The following is a 20,603-nucleotide window of genomic DNA, read 5'->3' on the forward strand; positions in this document are numbered from 1 at the left end:
TTTCAACTGTTACTCAATAGCAGTTTTACGCTAAATGCGCTTGCACTGCTGAAGCAGCTTTGCACCATGAGCGCTTTTTGCTTCGATGGCGAACTGTCGACCAGATGGCGTAATATTTATACTAATCACTAAGTCAGGCGATGCCAAGTATTCGCCGCCTTTTTCAGACCATTCTACTAACGCAATGGCACCACCACCGAAATAATCTCGAATTCCCATGAATTCTAGCTCTTCAGGGTCGGCCAAACGGTACAAATCAAAATGATATATATTGACGTTTTCTAGCTCATAAGGTTCAACCAGCGTATAGGTTGGACTTTTAACGCTACCTGAATGACCAAGAGATTGAATAAAATACCGACTGAATGTGGTTTTACCTGCGCCTAAATCGCCATTCAAATAAATAACAGCATCGGTAGGGAGTTGGCTTGAAACGGCCTGTGCTAGGTCTTTTGCAAGCTGCGCAGTATCGTCTATTTCATTGGCGAAAAAAGAAGTTTGCGGGTAAGACATCAACAATTTTCCAATATAACAAAAAACCGAAAAACGCAGTTAATGCCTACCCGTTTAAGGGAAGATCACAGATGTTTGTGATTAATTAAAGCACGCACTGCGTCGAATAAATCGCTCGCTATCATACCACGTTGCCCATAGAGTTGGGCAATATCGTCACCCGCTTTTGCATGTAATACAACGCCGTACTTTGCCGCAATATCGGTTTCTACACCTTGTGCCAGCAGTGCACCAAGAATTCCGCTTAATACGTCACCACTACCAGCCGTTGCCATACCTGGGTTACCGTGTCGGCATACCCACGTTTTCTTTTCATTATCAATAAGTGTGCCTGCACCCTTCAACACACATACCGCGTGATAACGCTGTGAGCATTGTCTTGCGTAATTAAATCGGTCGCCTTCTACTTCATCTATCGATACACCAAGTAATCGCGCTGCTTCTCCAGCATGTGGGGTGAGTATGCTGTCAGATAGCGTATATGCTGTAGATTGCTTGCAAAGAATATTGAGGGCATCGGCATCGATAACCACAGGCTTGTTGTTTGCCTGACAGTGTTTCATTGTGAGTTCAAATGTGTGGTTAGCCCATTCGTCTTGCCCTAGCCCTGGCCCAATAACAACACACGTTGCCCATGCTAACGCATCTTCAAGATGAGCATCAGACACCATAAGCTCAGGGCGCCCAGCGCTAACTTGAATAACCGATGATTCGTGGGTATACACGCGCACCATACCAGCACCACTTCGCAAAGCAGCTTCACCAGCAAGGCGAATTGCGCCAGCTGTACCTCGGTTGCCGCCTATGCATAACAAACGGCCATAGGTGCCTTTGTGACTGTTAATATCACGTGGGCCCATGCCTTTGAAATGGTCGATATTTAGCATTGTAGCGCTAGCCCTAGCCAGCGATTGAAAGGCTTTACCAATGCCTAAGTCGGCATACACTAGCTTGCCGCAGGATTGTTTACCGGCACCTGTTACCAGGCCAGGTTTTATACCTACGAAAGTAACTGTTATGTCGGCCTGTACACACCTACCTAGACTTTGACCGGTATTCGCATCAAGACCTGATGGCACATCAACACTCACCACTGGCGTAGATGATGCATTGAGCGCATCGATAACGTCAGCAAATTCATTTCGAATGTAGCTATTAATACCTGTCCCTAAGAGTGCATCAATAACCACATCGGCTTTCTCAAGGAAAGCTTCGTTAAATGTGTTAATTTTGCCGCCAGCGTCAGTCCAGCGCTGCTGGGCAATACCTGCATCACCTTCTAACTTACGTTCTGGCTCGATAGCACACAAATGCACTTGTTTACCTGCAAGCTTTGCATTCACTGCGGCAATATACCCATCGCCAGCGTTGTTTCCCTGCCCAACTAGTACTAAATAAACGTCGGAGTTAGGCATTAGTTCTTGGCATTGTTTAAATACAACATCGCCTGCGCGCTGCATTAACGTAAACATGTCGCAGCCAGAGTCGGCTGCCGCCTGAGCCTCGTTTTCTCGAACCTGATCGGCTCTAAATAGTTTGTATGATAAACTTGACGTGAGTTGAGTATCTAGCATGAGCAAATGTCCGCAATTAATTCTATCGACCTCGTTGAGTTAACCAACAATATCAAGGCTTGGGGCATGGCGCTAGGCTTTCAGCAAGTTGGTATTAGCGATATTGATCTACATCATCACGAAGCGCATTTACAAGCATGGCTTGACGCAGGTTACCACGGCGACATGTCGTTTATGGAAAGCCACGGAATGAAACGCGCTAGACCTGATGAACTGGTACCTGGCACGCTGCGTGTTATTAGCGTTCGTATGAATTACCTGCCTCCTGATGCGTCTTTTGCGAAACATTTGAACAGTCCAGATATTGGGTACATTAGCCGCTACGCACTTGGCCGTGACTACCATAAAGTGTTGCGTAAGCGCTTAAAACAGTTAGGTGAGAAGATTACTAACGCGCTGTCTGAAATTGATTCATCGACTACACAATACCGTCCTTTTGTCGACTCAGCACCAGTGCTCGAACACGCCATTGCAGAAAAAGCAGGAATAGGTTGGACGGGAAAGCATAGCCTCACCATTAACAAAGAAGCCGGCTCTTGGTTCTTTTTAGGTGAGCTTTTTATTAATTTACCGTTACCGGTTGATAAGCCAGTAGAAGAAAACTGCGGAAGCTGCACGGCCTGTTTAACCATTTGCCCTACCAATGCCATTGTGGCGCCATACAAAGTAGATGCAAGGCGCTGTATTTCTTACCTTACTATTGAGTCAGATGAGGACATTCCAGAATCGCTACGCCCGCTAATGGGGAATCGTATTTATGGCTGTGACGACTGCCAGCTAATTTGCCCTTGGAACCGCTATGCAGATGTGACTACCGAGGCAGATTTTCACCCTAGGCAGGCATTACATGGGCAGTCACTCAATACGCTGTTTAGCTGGTCAGAAGAAACGTTTCTCAAAAATACTGAAGGGTCACCAATACGTCGAATTGGCTATGAAAAGTGGCAACGCAATATTGCCGTTGCGCTTGGTAACGCACCATTCAATGAAACGTCAATTTCATTGCTTAAAGAAAAGCGAGGCATGGTAAGCGACCGGGTAGACAGGCATATCAACTGGGCGCTTGATCAACAGCTTAATCGCAAAATTGATATACAGGAAAATCGCCAGCAGAAGCGGCTTATACGTGCGGTTGAAAAAGGCTTACCCCGCGACGCTTAAGTTAGCAAAAGCTTGTAGGAAGTTGCCGTTAATCGGCTGTAGGTTGCGTATTGTTTCGTTTATCAGCGCCTGCAGACTGTGACAAAAACAGCATGGTTATTTTCACACCCTTTTCCGCTGCTGTAGTGGTCAACGTGGGCGACATATAATGCCACCAAGGCTCTTGCTCTAATGCAGTTACTACTTCAGTAAGCTCGCTTTCACTTCCATAGTATTCACCCATAAGCTCACACTGTTGTTGTTCACATTGAATACGCTCAAAAATAAAGGACGAGCTTGTAGGGTGAGAGGCAAAGAAATGACTCAAAGCTAACTCTGTGTCCGCTTCACTTTTAGATTGAAAAGCGGGCATTTTTTGTTGCTCGTCATTTAACGTATTCATGGAGTTAGGGTAGAAAGTTTTAAAGTCATTATTTGTTGTCAGCTTCGCGGCTGGCTTAATAACCTTTAACTCACTTGTTTCTGTGACACGAGCGCGACTAAGCACGCTTGTTAAGCGTTCCTTTTCGACAGTAGATTCATTTAAATGCTGCTGGTAGCCGAGATATTTAAACCCAGCTACCAAAATAAACGAGACAAGAGCAAGCAGAAGCCATATTTTCATTGTTGGCTAGCGTGCGCGGCTGTTATTTGTGATATTGCTTGCTGAACTTGTGCACAGCTTCAACAAATACGCCTGCATTTTCTGGTGGCACATCTAAATGAATTCCATGTCCTAAATTAAATACGTGGCCAGTGCCTTCGCCATAACCCGCTAGAATTGTAGATACTTCCTCTTCAATTCGTGCTGCAGGGGCGTAAAGCATAGAAGGGTCCATATTGCCTTGCAGTGCTACTTTGTCACCAATACGAGCACGCGCCTCTTTAATGTCTATTGTCCAGTCTAGGCCAACAGCATCGCAGCCAGTTGCGGCAATAGACTCTAACCACATCCCACCATTTTTAGTGAATAAGGTTACCGGTACTTTTCGCCCTTCGCTTTCGCGAGTAAGGCCGTTTACTATGCGCTCCATGTACTGAAGCGAAAATTCTTTATAGTCGCGCGGTGAAAGTACGCCACCCCACGTGTCGAAAACCATAACAGACTGCGCGCCTGCTGCAATCTGAGCATTAAGGTATTCAGTAACAGAATCGGCTAGCTTCGCTAACAAAGCATGCAAGGTTGCAGGTTCCGCAAACGCCATTTTCTTAATCTTGGTAAAGGCTTTACTAGAGCCACCTTCAATCATGTACGTCGCTAGCGTCCAAGGGCTACCTGAGAAACCGATTAATGGTACTTCACCTTTTAACTCTCGACGAATAGTGCGCACTGCATTCATTACGTATTGTAATTCGCCCTCTGGATCGGGCAGCCCAATTTTATCTACATCAGCTTTACACGTAATAGGGTTTTTAAAACGTGGGCCTTCACCTGTTTCAAAGTAAAGTCCCAAGCCCATTGCATCGGGAATAGTTAATATATCTGAAAACAGAATGGCAGCATCAAGCGGAAAACGTCTTAACGGCTGAAGCGTAACCTCACATGCTAATTCTGCATTTTTGCAAAGTGACATAAAATCACCCGCTTCAGCGCGCGTAGCTTTATATTCAGGTAGGTAACGACCAGCCTGTCGCATCATCCATACAGGTGTCATATCTACAGGCTGCTTTAGCAACGCACGTAAATAACGGTCGTTCTTTAATGCAGGCTTTTCAATACTAGGAATATTTTGCGACATATAACTCACCTAAATAGCTCTAAATACAATGAACAAAGGCCGTGACGGCTCGAAGCCGAGGAGTATACCAGCATTATGTAAGGGGTGTGCTAAAACGTGACCTAAATTATGCTTCATGCGATGAAGATGAGACAAATTACGCTCAACATCACTTGAATTTGTAACTTGCAAGCGCTTTCATTGTTTGTTATGACTAGATTCGTAAGATAAAGAAGCCCTTCAAGGGACCGTGCTATACATATTGAAACCCTGCTTTTGCAGGGTTTTTTATTTGTTGCTAATTAGCGACAGTGTTTCTTCAATCAACTGCCCTGCTATAGAAATTTTAGGTGGGATGTTAGGCAAATTATCTGCGTCAAACCACTGCGCATCATCAATTTCGTTTTCTTGGCAACGAATATCACCACCGTCATACTCAGCGATAAAACCTACCATTAAAGAGTGAGGGAATGGCCATGGCTGGCTGTTAAAATAGCGCAAGTTCTTTACGCGAACGCCCACTTCTTCGAATACTTCACGGTGCACAGCCTCTTCAAGACTTTCTCCGCTTTCAACAAAACCTGCCAATGTTGAATACATATTGGCCTCTTTGTGTCTTACGCCTTTTGCCAGCAGAATTTGCTGGTTATTATGGATAGACACTATGATGCACGGTGACACACGTGGATAGCTTCGGTGGCCACATCGATGACAATGCATTGCCATTTCCCATTCTACTCTTTCGGCCTTAGCACCGCATTGGCCACAATATTGATGGGTACGAAGAAAGTGTATGTATTGCCATGCCCTGCCAATCACCGTGAACGCTATGTCTTGTTCTGTAAACAATAGAGAGCGAAGCGGTACGCGCTCCCATCCGTCTTCTTCGATATGCTGCGAACCTAGGTCAACCACGAAAACTGGCACGTCTCGATGCGCCGAGTCGTTTAAAGGGGGAAGTTGATGGATATCATCAATATACGAATTCAGGAAAGGTAAATCGCTAAAATGCGCTACAGGTATAGTTTGAACACGTGTTTGAATAAGCAATTTGCCGCGGCTGAAAATAACCCACATGGCCTGTTGGGTGTCTAGATTCGCTTTACTTTGCTTAATCATCATTACTACTGTCTCCTGTTTTCGACATTTACCTTAGCACAAATACAACAATATCTAACAAGTCACACTGTGGTAAATATTGCTCAAATACGGCTCATGTTATTCTTTTTCGCGCAAAATTTGTGTCACAAGTGCACAGTGTTATACTGAGAAAAGGTGTCTCTTAAAAGGTAACCATTAACATGTTGCAGCAACTAGAGAGCGTTAAGAATAAGTGGGGCGGAAAACACCAAGTAATTGATAAATGGTTACTTGAACGCCAAGCATTGCTTGTTTCGTACTGCAACCTTGCGGGTATCAATCAGAATAGTGGCTGTTTGCCCGACGCAGATAAAATTTCGCAGTTTTGCGACGCATTGATGGATTACCTGTCTGCAGGACATTTTGAAGTGTTCGATATTATCGCTGGAGATGACAGCGCGGGTGAGGCGTTAAAAGAGCAACTATATCCAAAACTCAAAGAAACTACTGACGCATCACTTTCATTTAATGATACGTTTGCAGATGCTGTAACGGCAGAGCAAGCGTCACACTTCGATGCCGCGCTTGCGCAGCTGGGCGAAACCCTAGAGGAACGCTTTGCCCTTGAAGACGAGCTCATAGCTCATGTTCACACTCATAAGGCGTGATCCTTAAACAGAGCTTTACAATAACAATGAAGGTAGAGTTGACGGTTACCATTGATGAATAAAACCACACTTATCCACAAGGCACGTGCTTATTGCGAGCAACGTGGCGCTAGATTTACCCCTTTGCGAGAAAAGGTTTATGAAATACTCGTGTCGAAACATGGTCCTATGGGCGCGTACGACCTTTTGGACTCATTGAAAGAGACTGAATCAAGCGCCAAACCAGCAACGGTTTACCGTGCATTAGACTTTCTTCTCGATTTCGGGTTCATCCATCGCTTAGAGTCAACCAACGCCTTTGTTGCATGTTACCATTTTGGTTGCAATCACCCGGTACAGTTTCTTATTTGCGACAGTTGCGGTGATGTCGCGGAAATTCAATCTGAAGGTTTACAGGAAACGCTTGAAAATCAAGCGCAACAACACGGTTTTCGTGTATCAAAACAAACAATAGAAGCACATGGATTATGCGCAGACTGCCAACAAACGGAAGATAGCCCTATCAAGGAGAATGCACATGAATGCTGATTTTGTGAACCCGTTTATTGCAGGTTTGCTTAATGTTATGGAAACAATGGCGCAGACCACACTTACCCCAGGAAAGCCTAAACGCAAACAAGACGATATCGCAAAAGGCGATGTGTCTGGTCTCATCGGTATGGTGGGCCCAAACGTGCGCGGCTCTATGTCTATTACGTTTGACGAGTCGCTTGCACTCACCATTATGGAAAGAATGGTTGGTGAGCGTCCAGAACAACTCGACGCTGAAGTGGGCGACATGGTGGGTGAGGTTACCAACATGATATGCGGAAACGCCAAGCGAGACCTTGCAGAGCGAGGCTTTGAATTTGGCATGGCAACGCCTATTGTAGTGTCTGGAAAACAGCACTCTATTAGCCACCAAGTAGACGGCGCAAAGATTATTCTTCCTTTCTTATGCGATGAAGGCCGAGCTCATTTGGAAATCTGTTTTGACAAATAATTTCTGGCAGTCTGAAAAAATTACACTGCCAGCCTATTCCCGCGGTTTTCACCTTATCACTGATAAAGTGACAACCGCCATACCCAGTATAAAACAGGTGGAAGTTGGTTTGCTTCACCTATGGCTTCAGCATACAAGCGCAAGTCTTACGGTAAACGAAAACGCAGATCCTACCGTAAGACAGGACATGGAAGCCTTTTGTAATTATGCGGTAAAGGAAAATTTATCATTCTTTCAACATACTTATGAAGGAGATGATGATATGCCTGCGCATTTAAAATCGAGTATACTAGGCTGCCAGGTTACGATCCCTGTCCAACAAGGCAGACTTGCATTGGGCACTTGGCAAGGTATCATGCTTGGTGAGCACCGTAATAGCGGTGGTAGACGTACAATTATTGCCACATTACAAGGGATTGCAGCCTAACCCATATTATAAATGGCACAACTTGTGCTAGCCATAATGGCTAAACACAACATAAAAAATTATCAAAATTGATAATCACTCAACGTTAAACAGGATGTGACTATGAAACAGCACTTTAAATTGGCAGCGCTATCAATTGCAATGCTTACCTCTACACACGCTCTTGCACAAGAATCAGCTGAACCTGAATACAAGCACTGGTTTGGTATGTCTGGCATGTACTACAACACTGATTCTGCTCGTCCAGCATCACTTACACCAAACGGCACCTATGACGATGGTCGCGGTGTTTCTTTTGAATATGGCTTTCGCTTCACACAAAGCTGGGCAGCACGTCTAGAGTACACTGCGCTTGGTCTAGATACTGTATCTGGCGGCGAAGAGAACGGCGCTCTAGTTGGTGTTGATGCATTATACTTCGCGCCAAACGATGCATGGTATGTTTTCGGTGGTGTAAAACGTCAATCTGCTGGTGTTTCAACTACGCTAGGTAACATGGGTATTGGTAAACACTGGGACCTTGCAGATTCTGTGAAAGTAATTACGGAAATTGCGACTTATCATGATTTCGGTGATGACTACAACGACTACAGCTTAAAACTAGGATTTGCTGTTCCATTTGGCAAAAGCACACCTGCTGCGCCAGTAGACAGCGACAACGACGGCGTTGTAGATGGTAAAGACCAGTGCCCTATGACACCAGCTGGCGTTCGCGTAGATGCAATGGGTTGTAACGTTGACAACGACAACGACGGCGTAATGAATAGCGCTGACCAATGCCCTAATACACCGGCGGGTACAAAAGTAGATTCTACAGGCTGTGCTATTAAAGACGCTGATAAAGATGGCGTAGTAGACAGCAAAGACATGTGCCCTGACACACCTGCAGGCGTTAAAGTAGACGCTAAAGGTTGTACATTGTTTGATGAAGAAACGGTAGAAATCACGCTGCGCGTTCTTTTCGACAACGAAAGTGCTGTAGTTAAAATGCCTAAGGATCCTGAAATTTCAGAATTCGCAGAATTCATGAAGCAGTATCCATCTACCACAGCAGTGATCGAAGGTCACACTTCTGCGCCAGGTGCAGAGTCGTACAACATGGATCTTTCAGAGCGTCGTGCAGCTAACTTTAAAGAAGTAATGGTTGATATGTACGGTATCGACAGCTCACGCCTTGAAACGATTGGTTACGGTGAAACACAACTTCTTGATTCGGCAAGCAACGCTGAAGCACACCGTATTAACCGTCGTATCTCTGTAACGGTTAAAGGTACTGTGAAAGTAGCTGAAGAAAAATAATTCAGCTAACTAGCTAAAGAAAAGGCGCCATCAGGCGCCTTTTTTGTCTCTATTAATAGGCTTTTACAACTAGCTTAATATTCATCAGCGATAGCTGGACCAGCGTAGTTGTCGAAACGCGAGAATTGCCCTTGGAATGTTAAGCGGCAAGTACCGATAGGGCCATTACGCTGCTTACCGATAATAATTTCTGCAATGCCTTTATATTCACTGTTTTCGTGATAAACCTCGTCGCGATAGATAAACATGATAAGGTCGGCATCCTGCTCGATTGACCCTGATTCACGAAGGTCTGAGTTAACCGGACGTTTATCAGCACGCTGCTCTAGCGTACGGTTAAGCTGAGAAAGCGCCACTACTGGCACTTCTAACTCTTTCGCCAACGCTTTTAGTGAACGCGAGATTTCAGCGATTTCTAATGTACGGTTATCACTTAACGACGGTACGCGCATTAATTGAAGATAATCCACCATGATAAGACTAATACCGCCACGTTCTCTAGCCAGCTTCCTCGCTCGGCTTCGAACGTCCATTGGGGTCAACCCCGATGAGTCATCAACAAACAAGCAATCTTTGTCTTTTAACATCGCCATGGTGTTTGAAATACGTGCCCAATCTTCATCATCTAGCTGCGCAGTACGAATTTTGGTTTGATCAACACGGCTTAGTGATGCAAGCATACGCATCATGATTTGTTCTGACGGCATCTCCAAGCTAAATACCAATACCGGCTTGTCTTCCGCTAGCATTGCGTTTTCAACCAAGTTCATGGCAAACGTGGTTTTACCCATTGAAGGACGTGCCGCCACAATAATAAGGTCTGAAGGCTGAAGACCACTGGTCATTTTATCAAGGTCAGTAAAACCCGACGTAACACCGGTTACGTCTTTATTGGTTTTCACCAACTCTTCCAAGCGGTCTATGGTTTTGCCAAGAATAGACTCAACGTCGCGAGGGCCTTCGTTTTCGCCTGTTCTGCGTTCGGCAATCTCGAATACTTTACTCTCAGCTAAATCAAGGATATCGGCGCTATCTCTTCCTTCGGGGTTATAACCCACTTCGGCAATCTCGTGCGCAACGCCAATCAGTTCTCGTGTAATCGCACGCTCACTGATGATTTGAGCGTACGATACAACGTTCGCAGAGCTCGGGGTATTTTTGGCAAGTTCACCTAAGTAGGCAAAACCACCTGCGTCGTCTAACTCGTCGTGTTTTTCCAGCTCTTCCGACACGGTAATAAGGTCGATAGGCTGACTGCTATTAAGCAAACGGGTTATTGCACGGAAGATAATTTGGTGAGAGCGATTATAAAAGTCATTGTCGGAAACAAGTTCGGCAACTTTATCCCAACTTTCGGGGTCGATGAGCATGCTTCCTAAAACAGATTGCTCCGCCTCGATACTATGAGGTGGAACCTTCAATTTTTCTACATTCTTATCGCTTTTAGGAGCAGAAGCCACAATACAACCTTATAACGTCGAACAAAAGTCAGTTGGATATTATGCGCTTTTCGAGCTCTTCCCTCAATACGGGAACTAAGGAATTAGGGTAAAAACAGGAAATTCGAACTAATGCTAAAATACGGCTTTTTCAAGTTTTAAGAAGGTACCGTCAACGTGTGTATAAGCTAATGTATTTTCTTGATACAAAAGCTGTGAACCAATTGAAATGCCATCGTTTTTACATGATAGCTCTACTAAACTGATGTTATCATTTGAGAAGCCTAACGACGCATAGGAAACCTTGTAGTCTAGTTCAATTGCCGATGGCGCTATTGTGCGCTCGGTGTACGTTGGTGCTTCACATAGATATTGGTCTAATCGCGCCGATACAGACGAATAAACCACCGAGCTACCAAGAAACTCATTTGGTTGGGCCACACTTGGCTGAGCTGTGCGCAGCTGCACCGTATTTTTAGCGTTGTCAGCTGATGTATGCGCTGCAGTCACTACCCAAGTACCTTCGTAATACGCGGGTTCATGTATTGCACAACCCAGCGTAAGCGCAGAAATGCTTAATGCACCTAGTACCAAGCTATGAAATCGCCAAAAGCGCTTTAAGTGCCCAATAATATTCAACTCGTTCTCCCGTGTGATGACTTTTTAAAAACGACATCGGCAACTATGAGCAGTACACATTTACCATTAAAAGCTATCGTCTAAACACAAAAAAGGCTGCACTGATACAGCCTTTTGCCAGTTAATTAATAAATATGGACAAAACTTATCATTTCAACTCATTTTAGCGATTGTAATTATGCTTACTTATTCACTTTTGGTCTAGAACAATTCGTCCGTGCACGGTTGAGATTTCTACATCAGCCGCACCGCCGTTATTGATAAAGCGAAGCGAACGGCTTGGACCATACTTAGGCTTTTTAGCTTGCACATCACTGATTTTATTTATTATATTACCACCAGCATGCGCACCAATATCAAACTGTGCAGACACATTAGGCTGGAATTGAAACTCCATTGCGCCGCCCACTGAATTAGCGTTTACGCGTCCATTAGCATTTATCGATAAACTAGCAAACGTGCGGCCGTTTACGGTATCAATATCCAATGAGTCCACATCACCAAGTGCTAAATCGATGCGACCGTTCACCGTTTCAACCGTTACGTCTGGGCTATTAGTCTTTACTTCAACCTTACCGTTAACCGAGGTAAACGACACCGACTCGCTTCCAGTATGCTCAACATCTAAATCGCCATTAACGCTTTCAACTTCCAATCGTCCGCGAACGTTTTTAAGTTCTATATCACCGTTAACCGACTCCACTTCAACACGCTCTGCAATGTCTTGAAGCATTACGTCACCGTTAACTACTTCAACATCAACTGCACGAGTAATGCCACTTGCTTTAACATCTGCATTTACCGCAGTGTAATGTAAGTCGCTTGACGCAGGCACATAAATGGTAAGGTCGTCACCGTCTTTCACTTTCTTGTACCAACTTTGGCTGCTGCGCTCTACTTCGACATGAATAACTACCACATCACCGCGCTGCTCAAAGATAAACTCTTCTGTTCGTTCACCTAACTCTCCAGTTACACGAACCTGCGATTTGTCCCATACACGTATTTCTGCCTTGCCGTTAACGTGCTCAATGTCTACCTTCGGCGAACTAGATGTATCTATGGTTTTATCTACCATCTCGCCCGCGTAAACATTGGCGGCAATGGTAAGTAGCAGCGTTACGCCAAATGCTTTTGCTACATTTTGAGAAAGTGTTGTCTTTAATATTGATTTCATCATCATACCCTTTTTAAATTTGCTGCCACTTTGGCGCGTGCACTCGCTCAATTAAGGCAATTTGCTGTTGATATACATGGTGCAACATTTTAATTAATGCGGAATTGTCAGGATCTTCCTTCAACGCTAACTTAACGGCATCTGCTGCATCGTCTAATTCTTTCAATTGTTGTTGCCAGTCTTGTGTTAAGGCCGGCGTACTTTCATAGCTAGCCAATAAGCTATTAACTTGCTGCTGTTGTTGCGTACTTAGCGCCTCTATCAATGCATAGGTATCGGCCTGTGTGTTCTCGGTTTTAAATGCCAACGGCGCAGACAGCCAAATAACAGTAACTAAACATACGCTAGCAGCAATGGCCAGCCATTGATTATTCGTTACACCATTACTGTTTTGTTTCTCTTCGCCATTACGCTGTGCTTCAATACCAAGCTCTACGCCACGAAATAAATCTCGCTCAGGCTGCTTCTCTTTTGCAAGGCTGCTGAGTTGTTGAGATAGCTGTTCATCGAAATTACTCATCGCCATACCCCATGTAATCTTTTAACAATTGCTTTGCACGAAAGAACTGTGCTTTGCTTGAGCCCACTGCCATATCGAGCATGGATGCAATGTCTTCATGCCGATAGCCCTCTATGGCGTGCAGTACAAATACCATTCTTGCTCGCTCGGGAAGCCTCACAACCATGGCTTCTAAATCTATATCAGTACTCTGCGATTCTGCCGCCATATCGTGAATACCGCTGGACTCTAAATTGAACATCCGCTGCACCCAACCTTTCTGCTTTCGAATGTAAGAAATCGTAATATTCGCCGTTACACTGTGAAGCCACGTTGAGAATTGGCTTTGCCCTTCAAAGTTATCCAGCTTTCGCCAAAGCTGAATAAACACTTCTTGAGCCGCATCCTCTGCCATGCCTTTTTCGCCAGTGAGTCGGTAACACAAAGCATAAACACGACCAATATGCATATCGTACAGTTGGCGAAATGCATGTTTACTGCCTCGCTTTGCTTCCGATATCCAGTGATCTTCGTCTTGCTTACCAAACACCACATTGGCGTGAACTACACGTTGTTGGGTGTGTTCCATTGTCTTCTCATATTCTTTACGTACTTTTCTGCTTTTTAAGCATCGCACTTGTTAGTGTTATAGAGTTAGTCGTACCCTATAGTAGAAAGGTTTAAATAAACAAAATATTTTTTTGGAGAAACCATGCCAACCACCTTCACTGTTGATGCTTTATTTGCTGGAAAGCCACAGCCATTAGGGCCTAGAGGTGCACCAAGCAGTATAGTTAAAAGCCCGGTTAACACCTTAACTGTCAATATCGACGGTACCAATGAAGATGTACAAGCCAACAAAAAGCTACACGGTGGCCCAGAAAAGGTACTGCATCAATTTGCCCCTATAAACTATCTGACACTGGCAAAACATTTTCCCGACGGTGCTTTTGAAAAGGGCAGCATTGGAGAAAATATCAGCGTTGAAGGCATGGATGATTCAACAGTATTTATTGGCGACATTTGGCAATTTGGAGAGGTTGAACTTCAAGTGAGTGCCCCCCGAGCACCATGCAGTAAAATATCTCAACGCTTTGAAATAAAGAATTTGGATAGGTTCGTAGGCGAACGCGGGATAACAGGCTGGTACTACCGCGTACTTAAAACCGGCGTAATTCATGTTGGAGATTCCGTGACGTTACTTAAACGTCAAGAGAACTCGGTAAACGTACATACGCTAATGCAGTGCACACATTTAAAAACCGATAAAGCGCTGGCTGCTAAACTTGCTTCATTGTCTGTATTGGACGATGAATGGCGCACTAAATGCGAGAAAGTAGCGAGTAGGTAATACCGTCAAAAACCTCTATTATGTGATGGGTTCTATTCTCAATGAATGGCGCTACTTGCGCTTCTAATTTTGAAGTGAGTGAGAGTAGCGCGTTCGGTGAGTTAGCATATAGTCGTAGCTCGCATACGTCGCCATTCCAGTAAACGAAATAGCCCACTTCTTTCGCGGTATAGCTCTCAAAAATATCGTCAAGTTCGCGGGCAAGCGTCATTCTTTTTGCAGCTTCAGGAACATAAAACTCAATGCTTGTAGTGCAGCTTTCCTCACAAGACTTATAGGCAGGTAGCGTTGGCGCGGGCTCTTGCTTTAACAAATAGCCGCACACGCCAATATACATTAGAAAGGCGATAACCAAGCCAGAAAAAGAAGCTATTCTAGATTTAAACATTTTTCGTCCCTGAAAAAACTTCACCAAAGGGCGTTTGATGTTCAAATATTAGTCATGGCAGCCCGTAAGTGCAAGTGAATGTTTAAACGCTTGTTTGAAGGTAATTTTAAAATGAAGCGCTCTCACCTTCATTTAATACTACCCAAGGCATTGATGCATTAAGTTGCTGTTTCATGTGCAAAAGACGAAAAAGGGCTGAGTGTGATGTTTTATCGCCCATACGCCAAGTCGCGTTTCCAAAGCCCCAGGGGATAACAACCTTACACCCTAGTTCATTAGACGCCACAATGGCATCTTCTGGCGTAGTGTGCACTTTTCTGTACCACCTAGGAGACTCTTCGCTGTGATAGGACGCAATTGGCAGCAAACAAATATCAATGTTGCCGTAGCGTTCATTTATGGCTTTAAAATGCGCTGAATACCCGGTGTCTCCAGCAAAATAAACACGTTTACCATCGTGTTCTATTAACCATCCTCCCCACAGCGAGGCGTTGTTATCCTCGTACAAGTAAGGCACCCAAATACGATTACTAAAATGATGGGCTGGCACAAAATGTATTTGTGTATCGGCAAGCGCGTAAGACGCATACCACGGCATTTCGTTTATGCTGTAGCCATTATTTGGGAAGTGTTCAGCAAAGCCTAGCGGTACTAAATACTCGGTGTTGTTGCCAATTGTTTCAATATCGTTTTTATTGAAATGGTCGTAGTGAATATGGGAATACAAAACAGCATCTGTTTGCATAATATCCCGCTGGCTTAAGGTAGCAGGTAGGTTTCTATTAAACCCTTCGGCCAAGCGAAACCCCCAGTTTACTGGCCAGTCGAACTGCCCAAAAACAGGATCTACAAGAATTTGCTTGTTGTCGGGCGTTTTTATCACGAATGTAGCATGCCCTAGCCAGGTAATGTCGAAGCCCGTATTTAACTGAACCTTAGGGCGCTTCCCCACATACTGGCAATCCTGCATGCTGCTTTGGCACTTAATGTCCTCGTGAGGTGGGTAACAATTATCAGTGCAGGTAACGGGATAATTTTTAACGTCGTCATACAGGTTGCGAAATCTATCTTCGTACCCCTCATGCTCGCTATATCTAACTTGTGAAGACTCTGATGAAACACGGTTAACCGTGTTGGTAGTTGAACAACCAAGGCTTACTAAAAGCGCAGCAGCACATAGGCATAGGTATTTCACAGATAAACCTTTTTTATTGTTGCTTATGCGCTTATTGATCACGTGCTTTTTGATGACGCGCTTTTTATTGACGAGCTTTCTATTGACAAGAACTTTACCGAAGAAGAATTGCATTATTTCACCCACTACTATCTACGTTGGCTACTTTACCGCAAATTTTCTATTTCGGGTTGGCTCTTGTTACCGCTAAACGTAAGAAAATATTAATTTTTTGCCGTTAATGTTGTACCAGTCTCTTCGAATCGTACCTTTTGGCCAGCACGCAATCTCTCTGCGCCTCTTACAACAACATACTGTAGTGGGTTCACATCACCGAACACTTCAATACGCTCGCCTAAACCAACGCCTGTGCGCACCTTAATTTGCTGTGCTTCGTTGTTATCATTTAGCTGATAAATAAAGGTGCCCGTTTTTCTTAGCACAAGCGCGTCTCGCGGAATGGTTACGCCGTTGTGGGTGTCGCTGCTAGGTAAAGCTACTCTTACCGCGCTACCAATAGGAAAGTCGCCAGACTTTATGGCAATGCGAAGCTCCATCATCCTAGAGTTGGTATTACCAACAGGCACAATAGCCCTTATCGATTCTTCAACTTGATGCGTTTTGCTGTGCACATTAACGGGCATCCCACGCTTTATAAACGGAAGTACGGTTAATGGTGCGCGTACCTGTACTTCGATATTCTCTGGATTAACAACCCTTATTAAATCTTGCCCTACGCCTGTATATTCTCCGGGTGCTTTTAATCGTTCTACAACAAGCGCTGTGTAAGGTACTTTAATTTGACTCTGATCGATTTGATATTGCGTAAAGGCTAAATCAAGCTCTGCCTTTGCAAGTTCTTGTTTGGCGTTTTCTAAGTCGGCGTAAACCGTATCAAGTTCTCCGCGTGAGAGATTATTGTTCGCCTGTAGGTTTTTAAAACGCGATAATCGTGTTTCAAATAACGACACCTGAGACTGCCACTGTGCAATATCGGACTTATTTTGATTTAGCGTAATAGTCAAACGTGTATCGTCTAACGTTGCTAGCGGCTGCCCCGCTTCAATCACATCACCAACGTTTGCCATCCATGTAATGCGACCATCTACTTCCGATGCTAAGTTTGCATCGGTTTGACTTAAGATAGTGCCCGGCACCCATGTTAACTGCGATATAGCTTGTTCCTTAGCTTCATCTACCTGCACCAGCACTACTGCTGGCGTGTTTTCTTGCGCTGCGACAGTACTAGAAGCCACCAACGCACTCCCAGTGCATAAGCCGAATATGGCTGCTTTTATTAATGCTTTCATGAGAGATATTCCTTATAAATGATCGCTGTGTTTATTGAGTTTGACTGCCTGATAAGTACTTCCAGCCGCATTGTCGACTTGAGATATACGCGCTTTTTCAGGCATTTTCATTCGTAATAACGTGGGTAATAAAAGAAGAGTGAAAACAGTACTTACGGTCATTCCACCAACAATTACTGCGGCTAAACCGCGATAAATGACACTTCCAGCACCAGGCAATAACAGTAAAGGAAGCATGCCGAAGATAGAGGTAAACGTACTCATAAAAATAGGACGAAGACGAAGTAAAACTGCTTGTTCCACCGCTTCATCTCGCGTTAGCCCAGCGTGTTCACCCAAGCGTGTTTGATGCACAAGCAAAATGGCATTATTCACCACTAGCCCTAGCAAAATAATGAAGCCAATCATGGTCAGCAAGTCCATGGGCTGGAAGGTGAATACATTCATAATTCGAATAGCTAGCACGCCACCAATTGTCGCTAGTGGAATAGACAACACCACTAACACACTGTCTTTCAGCGACTTAAACAAACCTGCCATTAGCAACAGTAGTAAAACCATAGCGAACATAAAGTTATAAGCCATAGAAGCAATAGCGCCTTTTAGACTATCTGCACTGCCACCATAGGTAATAGACCCGTCTACCGGCATCATTGCCATAATGGCAGGCTCTACTTCCGACTTAATAACCGCCACTGCATCTTCTAAACTCATGCCCTCTGGTGGATTCACGTTTACGGTTAATGTACGACGACCATCAATACGCTGAATCCGACTTGGCCCTACTGCACGCTGAATTTCAACCAGTTCACCTAATTGAACGACTTCGCCAACCGGTGTCATTAAAGGCGTGCTATTTACCTCTTCCGGCGTAGCCCAAGGCTCTGAGCGAAAGATAATGTTCATACGTTTAACGCCGTCGAAGTATTCGCCTACGTACATGCCATCGCCCATAGCGCGCACAAGACTGCCCATAGCACCTCGATTAAGGCCAACTTCCATCATACGTGCGTCATTGGGATAAAAACGAAGCTCGGGTTCGGCTTGTTCTAGTGATGGGTTTGCTCTGGCGTTAGCATTTGGAAAAACTTCCCGTAGTTTATCTAGTCCGGCTTGTGCGGCCACGCCCAGCATCTCTTGGTCTATGCCCTGCAAGTGAATGTCGATAGAACGACCATTTCCAAAGCCACCGAAAAGGTTTCCTTGCTGAGCAAATGCTTGTGTATCGGGAAGGTCTTTTAAAATCTCGTCGCGAACGATAGCTTCAAGTTCTTTCACCTTCGACTGGTCCTTGGCTCTTACACCAAGCGTGCCGCCATTAGGCCAGGTAATAATGTAGTAATTCTTAAGCGCAGGTTGCTTGTCACCGTCCATGTAGGGTTTAAGGCGTTCGACAACAACAGGAATAACTTCCTCAGAGATGAAGTTCTCGCTCGCACCTGCCGGCAAACTTAAGAAAGCGTCAACAGCATCACGCTTCACAGGCGGTAAGTAATCCATTGACGGCATAAGCATTACGCTGCCAGCCACAGGCACTCCCATAAGCGTCAGCACCAGTATTATTCGACGGGTCTGCGTGGCAGAAAGTCGCATTATATTGCCGGTGATTTTTGCCCACAGCCGTTGCAGGCTATCTTCTGGCATCTCGCCCTTCAAATAACGAGATGCCACAACAGGTAGCACAGTAACGGCAACAACAAGCGACATACACACCGCGATGGCAATGGTTAACGCTAAGTCTGCAAAAAGCTGACCTTCTACATCTTCTAGAAACATCACGGGTATGAATATAGCTACGGTTGTCGCCGTTGACGCCATTAGCGCGCCAAACACTTCTTTTGTGCTCTTATATGCGCTCTCTTCATCGCTTGCCACACTTTTGCGAGTTCGTACTATATTTTCAAGCACTACTATCGCCGCATCTAGCACCATGCCTACCGCGAAGGCTAAACCAGCAAGAGAAATAATGTTAAGTGAGCGCCCTGTAATTTGTAGAACAACAAAGGTGCTTAACAAAGAAATGGGAATGGCTAATGCCACGATGAGTGTGGCGCGAAGCTGTCGCATGAATGCCCACAGAATTCCTATGGCCAATAGCACGCCAATAAACAGGTTGCTTGTGACCAACTGTACTGCTCTGTAAATGAATACCGACGCATCGAAGCTTTGTACCATCACCAATTGTTGAGGTGCTAAGTCGTTCGCGTTTATTTGGGCAACTCTGTCTTTAACCGCCTCCAATGTTGCAAGCACATTAGCGTCGTTTTGTCTGTCTACACGAATTGAAATGGCTGGGTTACCGTTTTGCACGCTAGCGTTAGCGCCGTCAGCCCTAGTTATCTTAATATCTGCTATGTCGTTGAGCCTGATAGGGCTTCCATCTCGCCATTCAAGGATCATCTCGCCCATTTGCGTAGGCTGATAGCGCCCCTCAAAGCGCAACGTGTAGCGACGACGACCAACATCTACAAAGCCGCCAGAGACGTCATTTGCTCGCCCGAGTTCATTAGCAACAGCCGTTAAATCGATACCAAGCTGAGCAGCCTTAAAGGGGTCGAAAATAATTTGAAACTCCTCAACACCGCCCACACCGCTTTCCATTCTTGCGCGAGCAACACCTGGAATACTCTCTAATTGTGGTTTAATGACATCGGTAAAGTACGTCACGTATGAGTTAATTTCATTCGGGTTACCGGGTAACCGCTGTAAGAAAAAATAGGTTAACGCTGGCGCATCGCCGCCGCTGCCCGCCAACATAATATTCGGAGAAAGTGCATCTCGAGGAAGCGGTGGTACGCGATTCATGCGGCTAATGACTTCAATTAGCGTTTTCTGCATGTCGGTACCCAAACCGAATTCCAAGTTAATCCAAGCATTACCTTGATTTGACCAAGTTCTCATAGACTCTAAACCCGGAATACCCTGCAGCACCTCTTCCTGTGGCTCAATAATTTCCGATTCAATTTCTAGCGGTGATGCTGCACGCCACGACGTCTGAATATTGATGTTAGGACGTTCTATGTCTGGGAATAGCTGAACGGGCAAATTTAATAAACTATAGAGCCCTAGAAACACCAAAAGGGTTATTCCTATGCCTACGCCCGTCGCGTTCTTAATTGCTAACTTTGTAATGTCCATCAGGATGCACTTATGCTTTTTATTGTCGGGTTTACTATAGGTCGCACAAGTGACAGAAAAAGTTTAAAGCCGCGACAATTAGATTTT

Annotated in this window: 21 protein-coding genes; 7 read left to right on the forward strand and 14 right to left on the reverse strand. The window is 44.8% G+C overall.

The genetic code is table 11. The annotated features are described in order from the left end of the window. Positions 1-30 precede the first annotated feature (30 nt). A complete protein-coding gene (gene tsaE, locus V7R35_RS06275) occupies positions 31-513 on the reverse strand; it encodes a tRNA (adenosine(37)-N6)-threonylcarbamoyltransferase complex ATPase subunit type 1 TsaE (RefSeq protein ID WP_334013875.1) in 483 nt (160 codons plus the stop codon). Positions 514-578: 65 nt separating this feature from the next. After that, positions 579-2,087, reverse strand: a complete 1,509-nt coding sequence (locus V7R35_RS06280) for an NAD(P)H-hydrate dehydratase (RefSeq protein ID WP_334013876.1) — start codon at positions 2,085-2,087, stop codon at positions 579-581. Positions 2,088-2,093: 6 nt separating this feature from the next. Here V7R35_RS06280 and queG point away from each other — a divergent pair, with 6 nt between their 5' ends. Beyond that, on the forward strand, positions 2,094-3,248 hold the full coding sequence (gene queG, locus V7R35_RS06285; RefSeq protein ID WP_334013877.1) for a tRNA epoxyqueuosine(34) reductase QueG: 1,155 nt from the start codon (positions 2,094-2,096) through the stop codon (positions 3,246-3,248). Between the two features lie 28 nt (positions 3,249-3,276). On the opposite strand, the gene V7R35_RS06290 is transcribed toward queG, so the two are convergent. The 3 genes from V7R35_RS06290 to nudC form a co-directional block, all read right to left on the reverse strand. Further along, positions 3,277-3,852, reverse strand: coding sequence for a hypothetical protein (locus V7R35_RS06290; protein ID WP_334013878.1), 576 nt, complete (start codon positions 3,850-3,852; stop codon positions 3,277-3,279). Between the two features lie 22 nt (positions 3,853-3,874). Continuing rightward, positions 3,875-4,966 carry a uroporphyrinogen decarboxylase gene (hemE, locus tag V7R35_RS06295; protein ID WP_334013879.1) on the reverse strand — a complete coding sequence of 364 codons (1,092 nt, stop codon included), beginning with the start codon at positions 4,964-4,966 and terminating at the stop codon, positions 3,875-3,877. 267 nt (positions 4,967-5,233) lie between these two features. Further along, positions 5,234-6,067: an NAD(+) diphosphatase gene (gene nudC, locus V7R35_RS06300; protein ID WP_334013880.1), complete on the reverse strand. Its 834-nt coding sequence runs from the start codon at positions 6,065-6,067 to the stop codon at positions 5,234-5,236. A gap of 179 nt (positions 6,068-6,246) precedes the next feature. Between nudC and rsd the strand changes: the two genes are divergently transcribed. The 5 genes from rsd (at position 6,247) to V7R35_RS06325 (ending at position 9,401) form a co-directional block, all read left to right on the forward strand. Further along, complete coding sequence (gene rsd, locus V7R35_RS06305) at positions 6,247-6,693, forward strand: sigma D regulator (RefSeq protein WP_334013881.1); 447 nt, start codon at positions 6,247-6,249, stop codon at positions 6,691-6,693. A 54-nt stretch (positions 6,694-6,747) separates the two neighbouring features. After that, complete coding sequence (locus V7R35_RS06310; protein ID WP_334013882.1) at positions 6,748-7,221, forward strand: transcriptional repressor; 474 nt, start codon at positions 6,748-6,750, stop codon at positions 7,219-7,221. Continuing rightward, complete coding sequence (locus V7R35_RS06315; RefSeq protein WP_334013883.1) at positions 7,211-7,675, forward strand: chemotaxis protein CheX; 465 nt, start codon at positions 7,211-7,213, stop codon at positions 7,673-7,675. Before V7R35_RS06310 ends, V7R35_RS06315 begins: the two co-directional genes overlap by 11 nt. After that, positions 7,665-8,102, forward strand: a complete 438-nt coding sequence (locus V7R35_RS06320; protein WP_334013884.1) for a secondary thiamine-phosphate synthase enzyme YjbQ — start codon at positions 7,665-7,667, stop codon at positions 8,100-8,102. Before V7R35_RS06315 ends, V7R35_RS06320 begins: the two co-directional genes overlap by 11 nt. Before the next feature lie 102 nt (positions 8,103-8,204). Further along, a complete protein-coding gene (locus V7R35_RS06325) occupies positions 8,205-9,401 on the forward strand; it encodes an OmpA family protein (protein WP_334013885.1) in 1,197 nt (398 codons plus the stop codon). Positions 9,402-9,475: 74 nt separating this feature from the next. Here the strand turns inward: V7R35_RS06325 and dnaB are convergent, their stop codons facing one another. The 5 genes from dnaB to V7R35_RS06350 form a co-directional block, all read right to left on the reverse strand. After that, positions 9,476-10,861 carry a replicative DNA helicase gene (dnaB, locus tag V7R35_RS06330; RefSeq protein ID WP_334013886.1) on the reverse strand — a complete coding sequence of 462 codons (1,386 nt, stop codon included), beginning with the start codon at positions 10,859-10,861 and terminating at the stop codon, positions 9,476-9,478. Between the two features lie 114 nt (positions 10,862-10,975). Beyond that, positions 10,976-11,479 carry a hypothetical protein gene (locus tag V7R35_RS06335; RefSeq protein WP_334013887.1) on the reverse strand — a complete coding sequence of 168 codons (504 nt, stop codon included), beginning with the start codon at positions 11,477-11,479 and terminating at the stop codon, positions 10,976-10,978. A gap of 190 nt (positions 11,480-11,669) precedes the next feature. Continuing rightward, entirely contained in the window at positions 11,670-12,656 is a 987-nt protein-coding gene (locus V7R35_RS06340) for a DUF4097 family beta strand repeat-containing protein (protein ID WP_334013888.1), read from the reverse strand. A gap of 13 nt (positions 12,657-12,669) precedes the next feature. Then, positions 12,670-13,176: a hypothetical protein gene (locus V7R35_RS06345; RefSeq protein WP_334013889.1), complete on the reverse strand. Its 507-nt coding sequence runs from the start codon at positions 13,174-13,176 to the stop codon at positions 12,670-12,672. After that, the gene (locus tag V7R35_RS06350; protein ID WP_334013890.1) at positions 13,169-13,744 is read right to left on the reverse strand and encodes an RNA polymerase sigma factor; all 576 of its coding nucleotides are present in this window, start codon (positions 13,742-13,744) and stop codon (positions 13,169-13,171) included. Before V7R35_RS06350 ends, V7R35_RS06345 begins: the two co-directional genes overlap by 8 nt. Positions 13,745-13,867: 123 nt before the next feature. Between V7R35_RS06350 and V7R35_RS06355 the strand changes: the two genes are divergently transcribed. Further along, positions 13,868-14,506, forward strand: a complete 639-nt coding sequence (locus V7R35_RS06355; RefSeq protein ID WP_334013891.1) for an MOSC domain-containing protein — start codon at positions 13,868-13,870, stop codon at positions 14,504-14,506. On the opposite strand, the gene V7R35_RS06360 is transcribed toward V7R35_RS06355, so the two are convergent. The 4 genes from V7R35_RS06360 to V7R35_RS06375 form a co-directional block, all read right to left on the reverse strand. Continuing rightward, positions 14,478-14,894: a hypothetical protein gene (locus V7R35_RS06360; protein WP_334013892.1), complete on the reverse strand. Its 417-nt coding sequence runs from the start codon at positions 14,892-14,894 to the stop codon at positions 14,478-14,480. The genes V7R35_RS06355 and V7R35_RS06360 overlap by 29 nt on opposite strands. Before the next feature lie 106 nt (positions 14,895-15,000). After that, positions 15,001-16,089, reverse strand: coding sequence for an MBL fold metallo-hydrolase (locus V7R35_RS06365; RefSeq protein ID WP_334013893.1), 1,089 nt, complete (start codon positions 16,087-16,089; stop codon positions 15,001-15,003). A gap of 203 nt (positions 16,090-16,292) precedes the next feature. After that, positions 16,293-17,378 (reverse strand): efflux RND transporter periplasmic adaptor subunit, encoded by a 1,086-nt coding sequence (locus tag V7R35_RS06370; protein WP_334013894.1) that lies wholly within the window; start codon positions 17,376-17,378, stop codon positions 16,293-16,295. Between the two features lie 12 nt (positions 17,379-17,390). Next, positions 17,391-20,516: an efflux RND transporter permease subunit gene (locus V7R35_RS06375; protein ID WP_334013895.1), complete on the reverse strand. Its 3,126-nt coding sequence runs from the start codon at positions 20,514-20,516 to the stop codon at positions 17,391-17,393. Positions 20,517-20,603: the final 87 nt, after the last annotated feature.

It is taken from the genome of Alteromonas sp. S167, from assembly GCF_036864375.1.
In the GTDB taxonomy this organism is placed as follows: domain Bacteria; phylum Pseudomonadota; class Gammaproteobacteria; order Enterobacterales; family Alteromonadaceae; genus Alteromonas.

Coding starts and splice junctions, on each gene's coding strand:
- tsaE (WP_334013875.1), bottom strand. CDS start 513: ATGTCTTACCCGCAAACTTCTTTTTTCGCCAATGAAATAGACGATACT.
- V7R35_RS06280 (WP_334013876.1), bottom strand. CDS start 2,087: ATGCTAGATACTCAACTCACGTCAAGTTTATCATACAAACTATTTAGA.
- queG (WP_334013877.1), top strand. CDS start 2,094: ATGTCCGCAATTAATTCTATCGACCTCGTTGAGTTAACCAACAATATC.
- V7R35_RS06290 (WP_334013878.1), bottom strand. CDS start 3,852: ATGAAAATATGGCTTCTGCTTGCTCTTGTCTCGTTTATTTTGGTAGCT.
- hemE (WP_334013879.1), bottom strand. CDS start 4,966: ATGTCGCAAAATATTCCTAGTATTGAAAAGCCTGCATTAAAGAACGAC.
- nudC (WP_334013880.1), bottom strand. CDS start 6,067: ATGATGATTAAGCAAAGTAAAGCGAATCTAGACACCCAACAGGCCATG.
- rsd (WP_334013881.1), top strand. CDS start 6,247: ATGTTGCAGCAACTAGAGAGCGTTAAGAATAAGTGGGGCGGAAAACAC.
- V7R35_RS06310 (WP_334013882.1), top strand. CDS start 6,748: ATGAATAAAACCACACTTATCCACAAGGCACGTGCTTATTGCGAGCAA.
- V7R35_RS06315 (WP_334013883.1), top strand. CDS start 7,211: ATGAATGCTGATTTTGTGAACCCGTTTATTGCAGGTTTGCTTAATGTT.
- V7R35_RS06325 (WP_334013885.1), top strand. CDS start 8,205: ATGAAACAGCACTTTAAATTGGCAGCGCTATCAATTGCAATGCTTACC.
- V7R35_RS06340 (WP_334013888.1), bottom strand. CDS start 12,656: ATGAAATCAATATTAAAGACAACACTTTCTCAAAATGTAGCAAAAGCA.
- V7R35_RS06345 (WP_334013889.1), bottom strand. CDS start 13,176: ATGAGTAATTTCGATGAACAGCTATCTCAACAACTCAGCAGCCTTGCA.
- V7R35_RS06350 (WP_334013890.1), bottom strand. CDS start 13,744: ATGGAACACACCCAACAACGTGTAGTTCACGCCAATGTGGTGTTTGGT.
- V7R35_RS06355 (WP_334013891.1), top strand. CDS start 13,868: ATGCCAACCACCTTCACTGTTGATGCTTTATTTGCTGGAAAGCCACAG.
- V7R35_RS06360 (WP_334013892.1), bottom strand. CDS start 14,894: ATGTTTAAATCTAGAATAGCTTCTTTTTCTGGCTTGGTTATCGCCTTT.
- V7R35_RS06370 (WP_334013894.1), bottom strand. CDS start 17,378: ATGAAAGCATTAATAAAAGCAGCCATATTCGGCTTATGCACTGGGAGT.
- V7R35_RS06375 (WP_334013895.1), bottom strand. CDS start 20,516: ATGGACATTACAAAGTTAGCAATTAAGAACGCGACGGGCGTAGGCATA.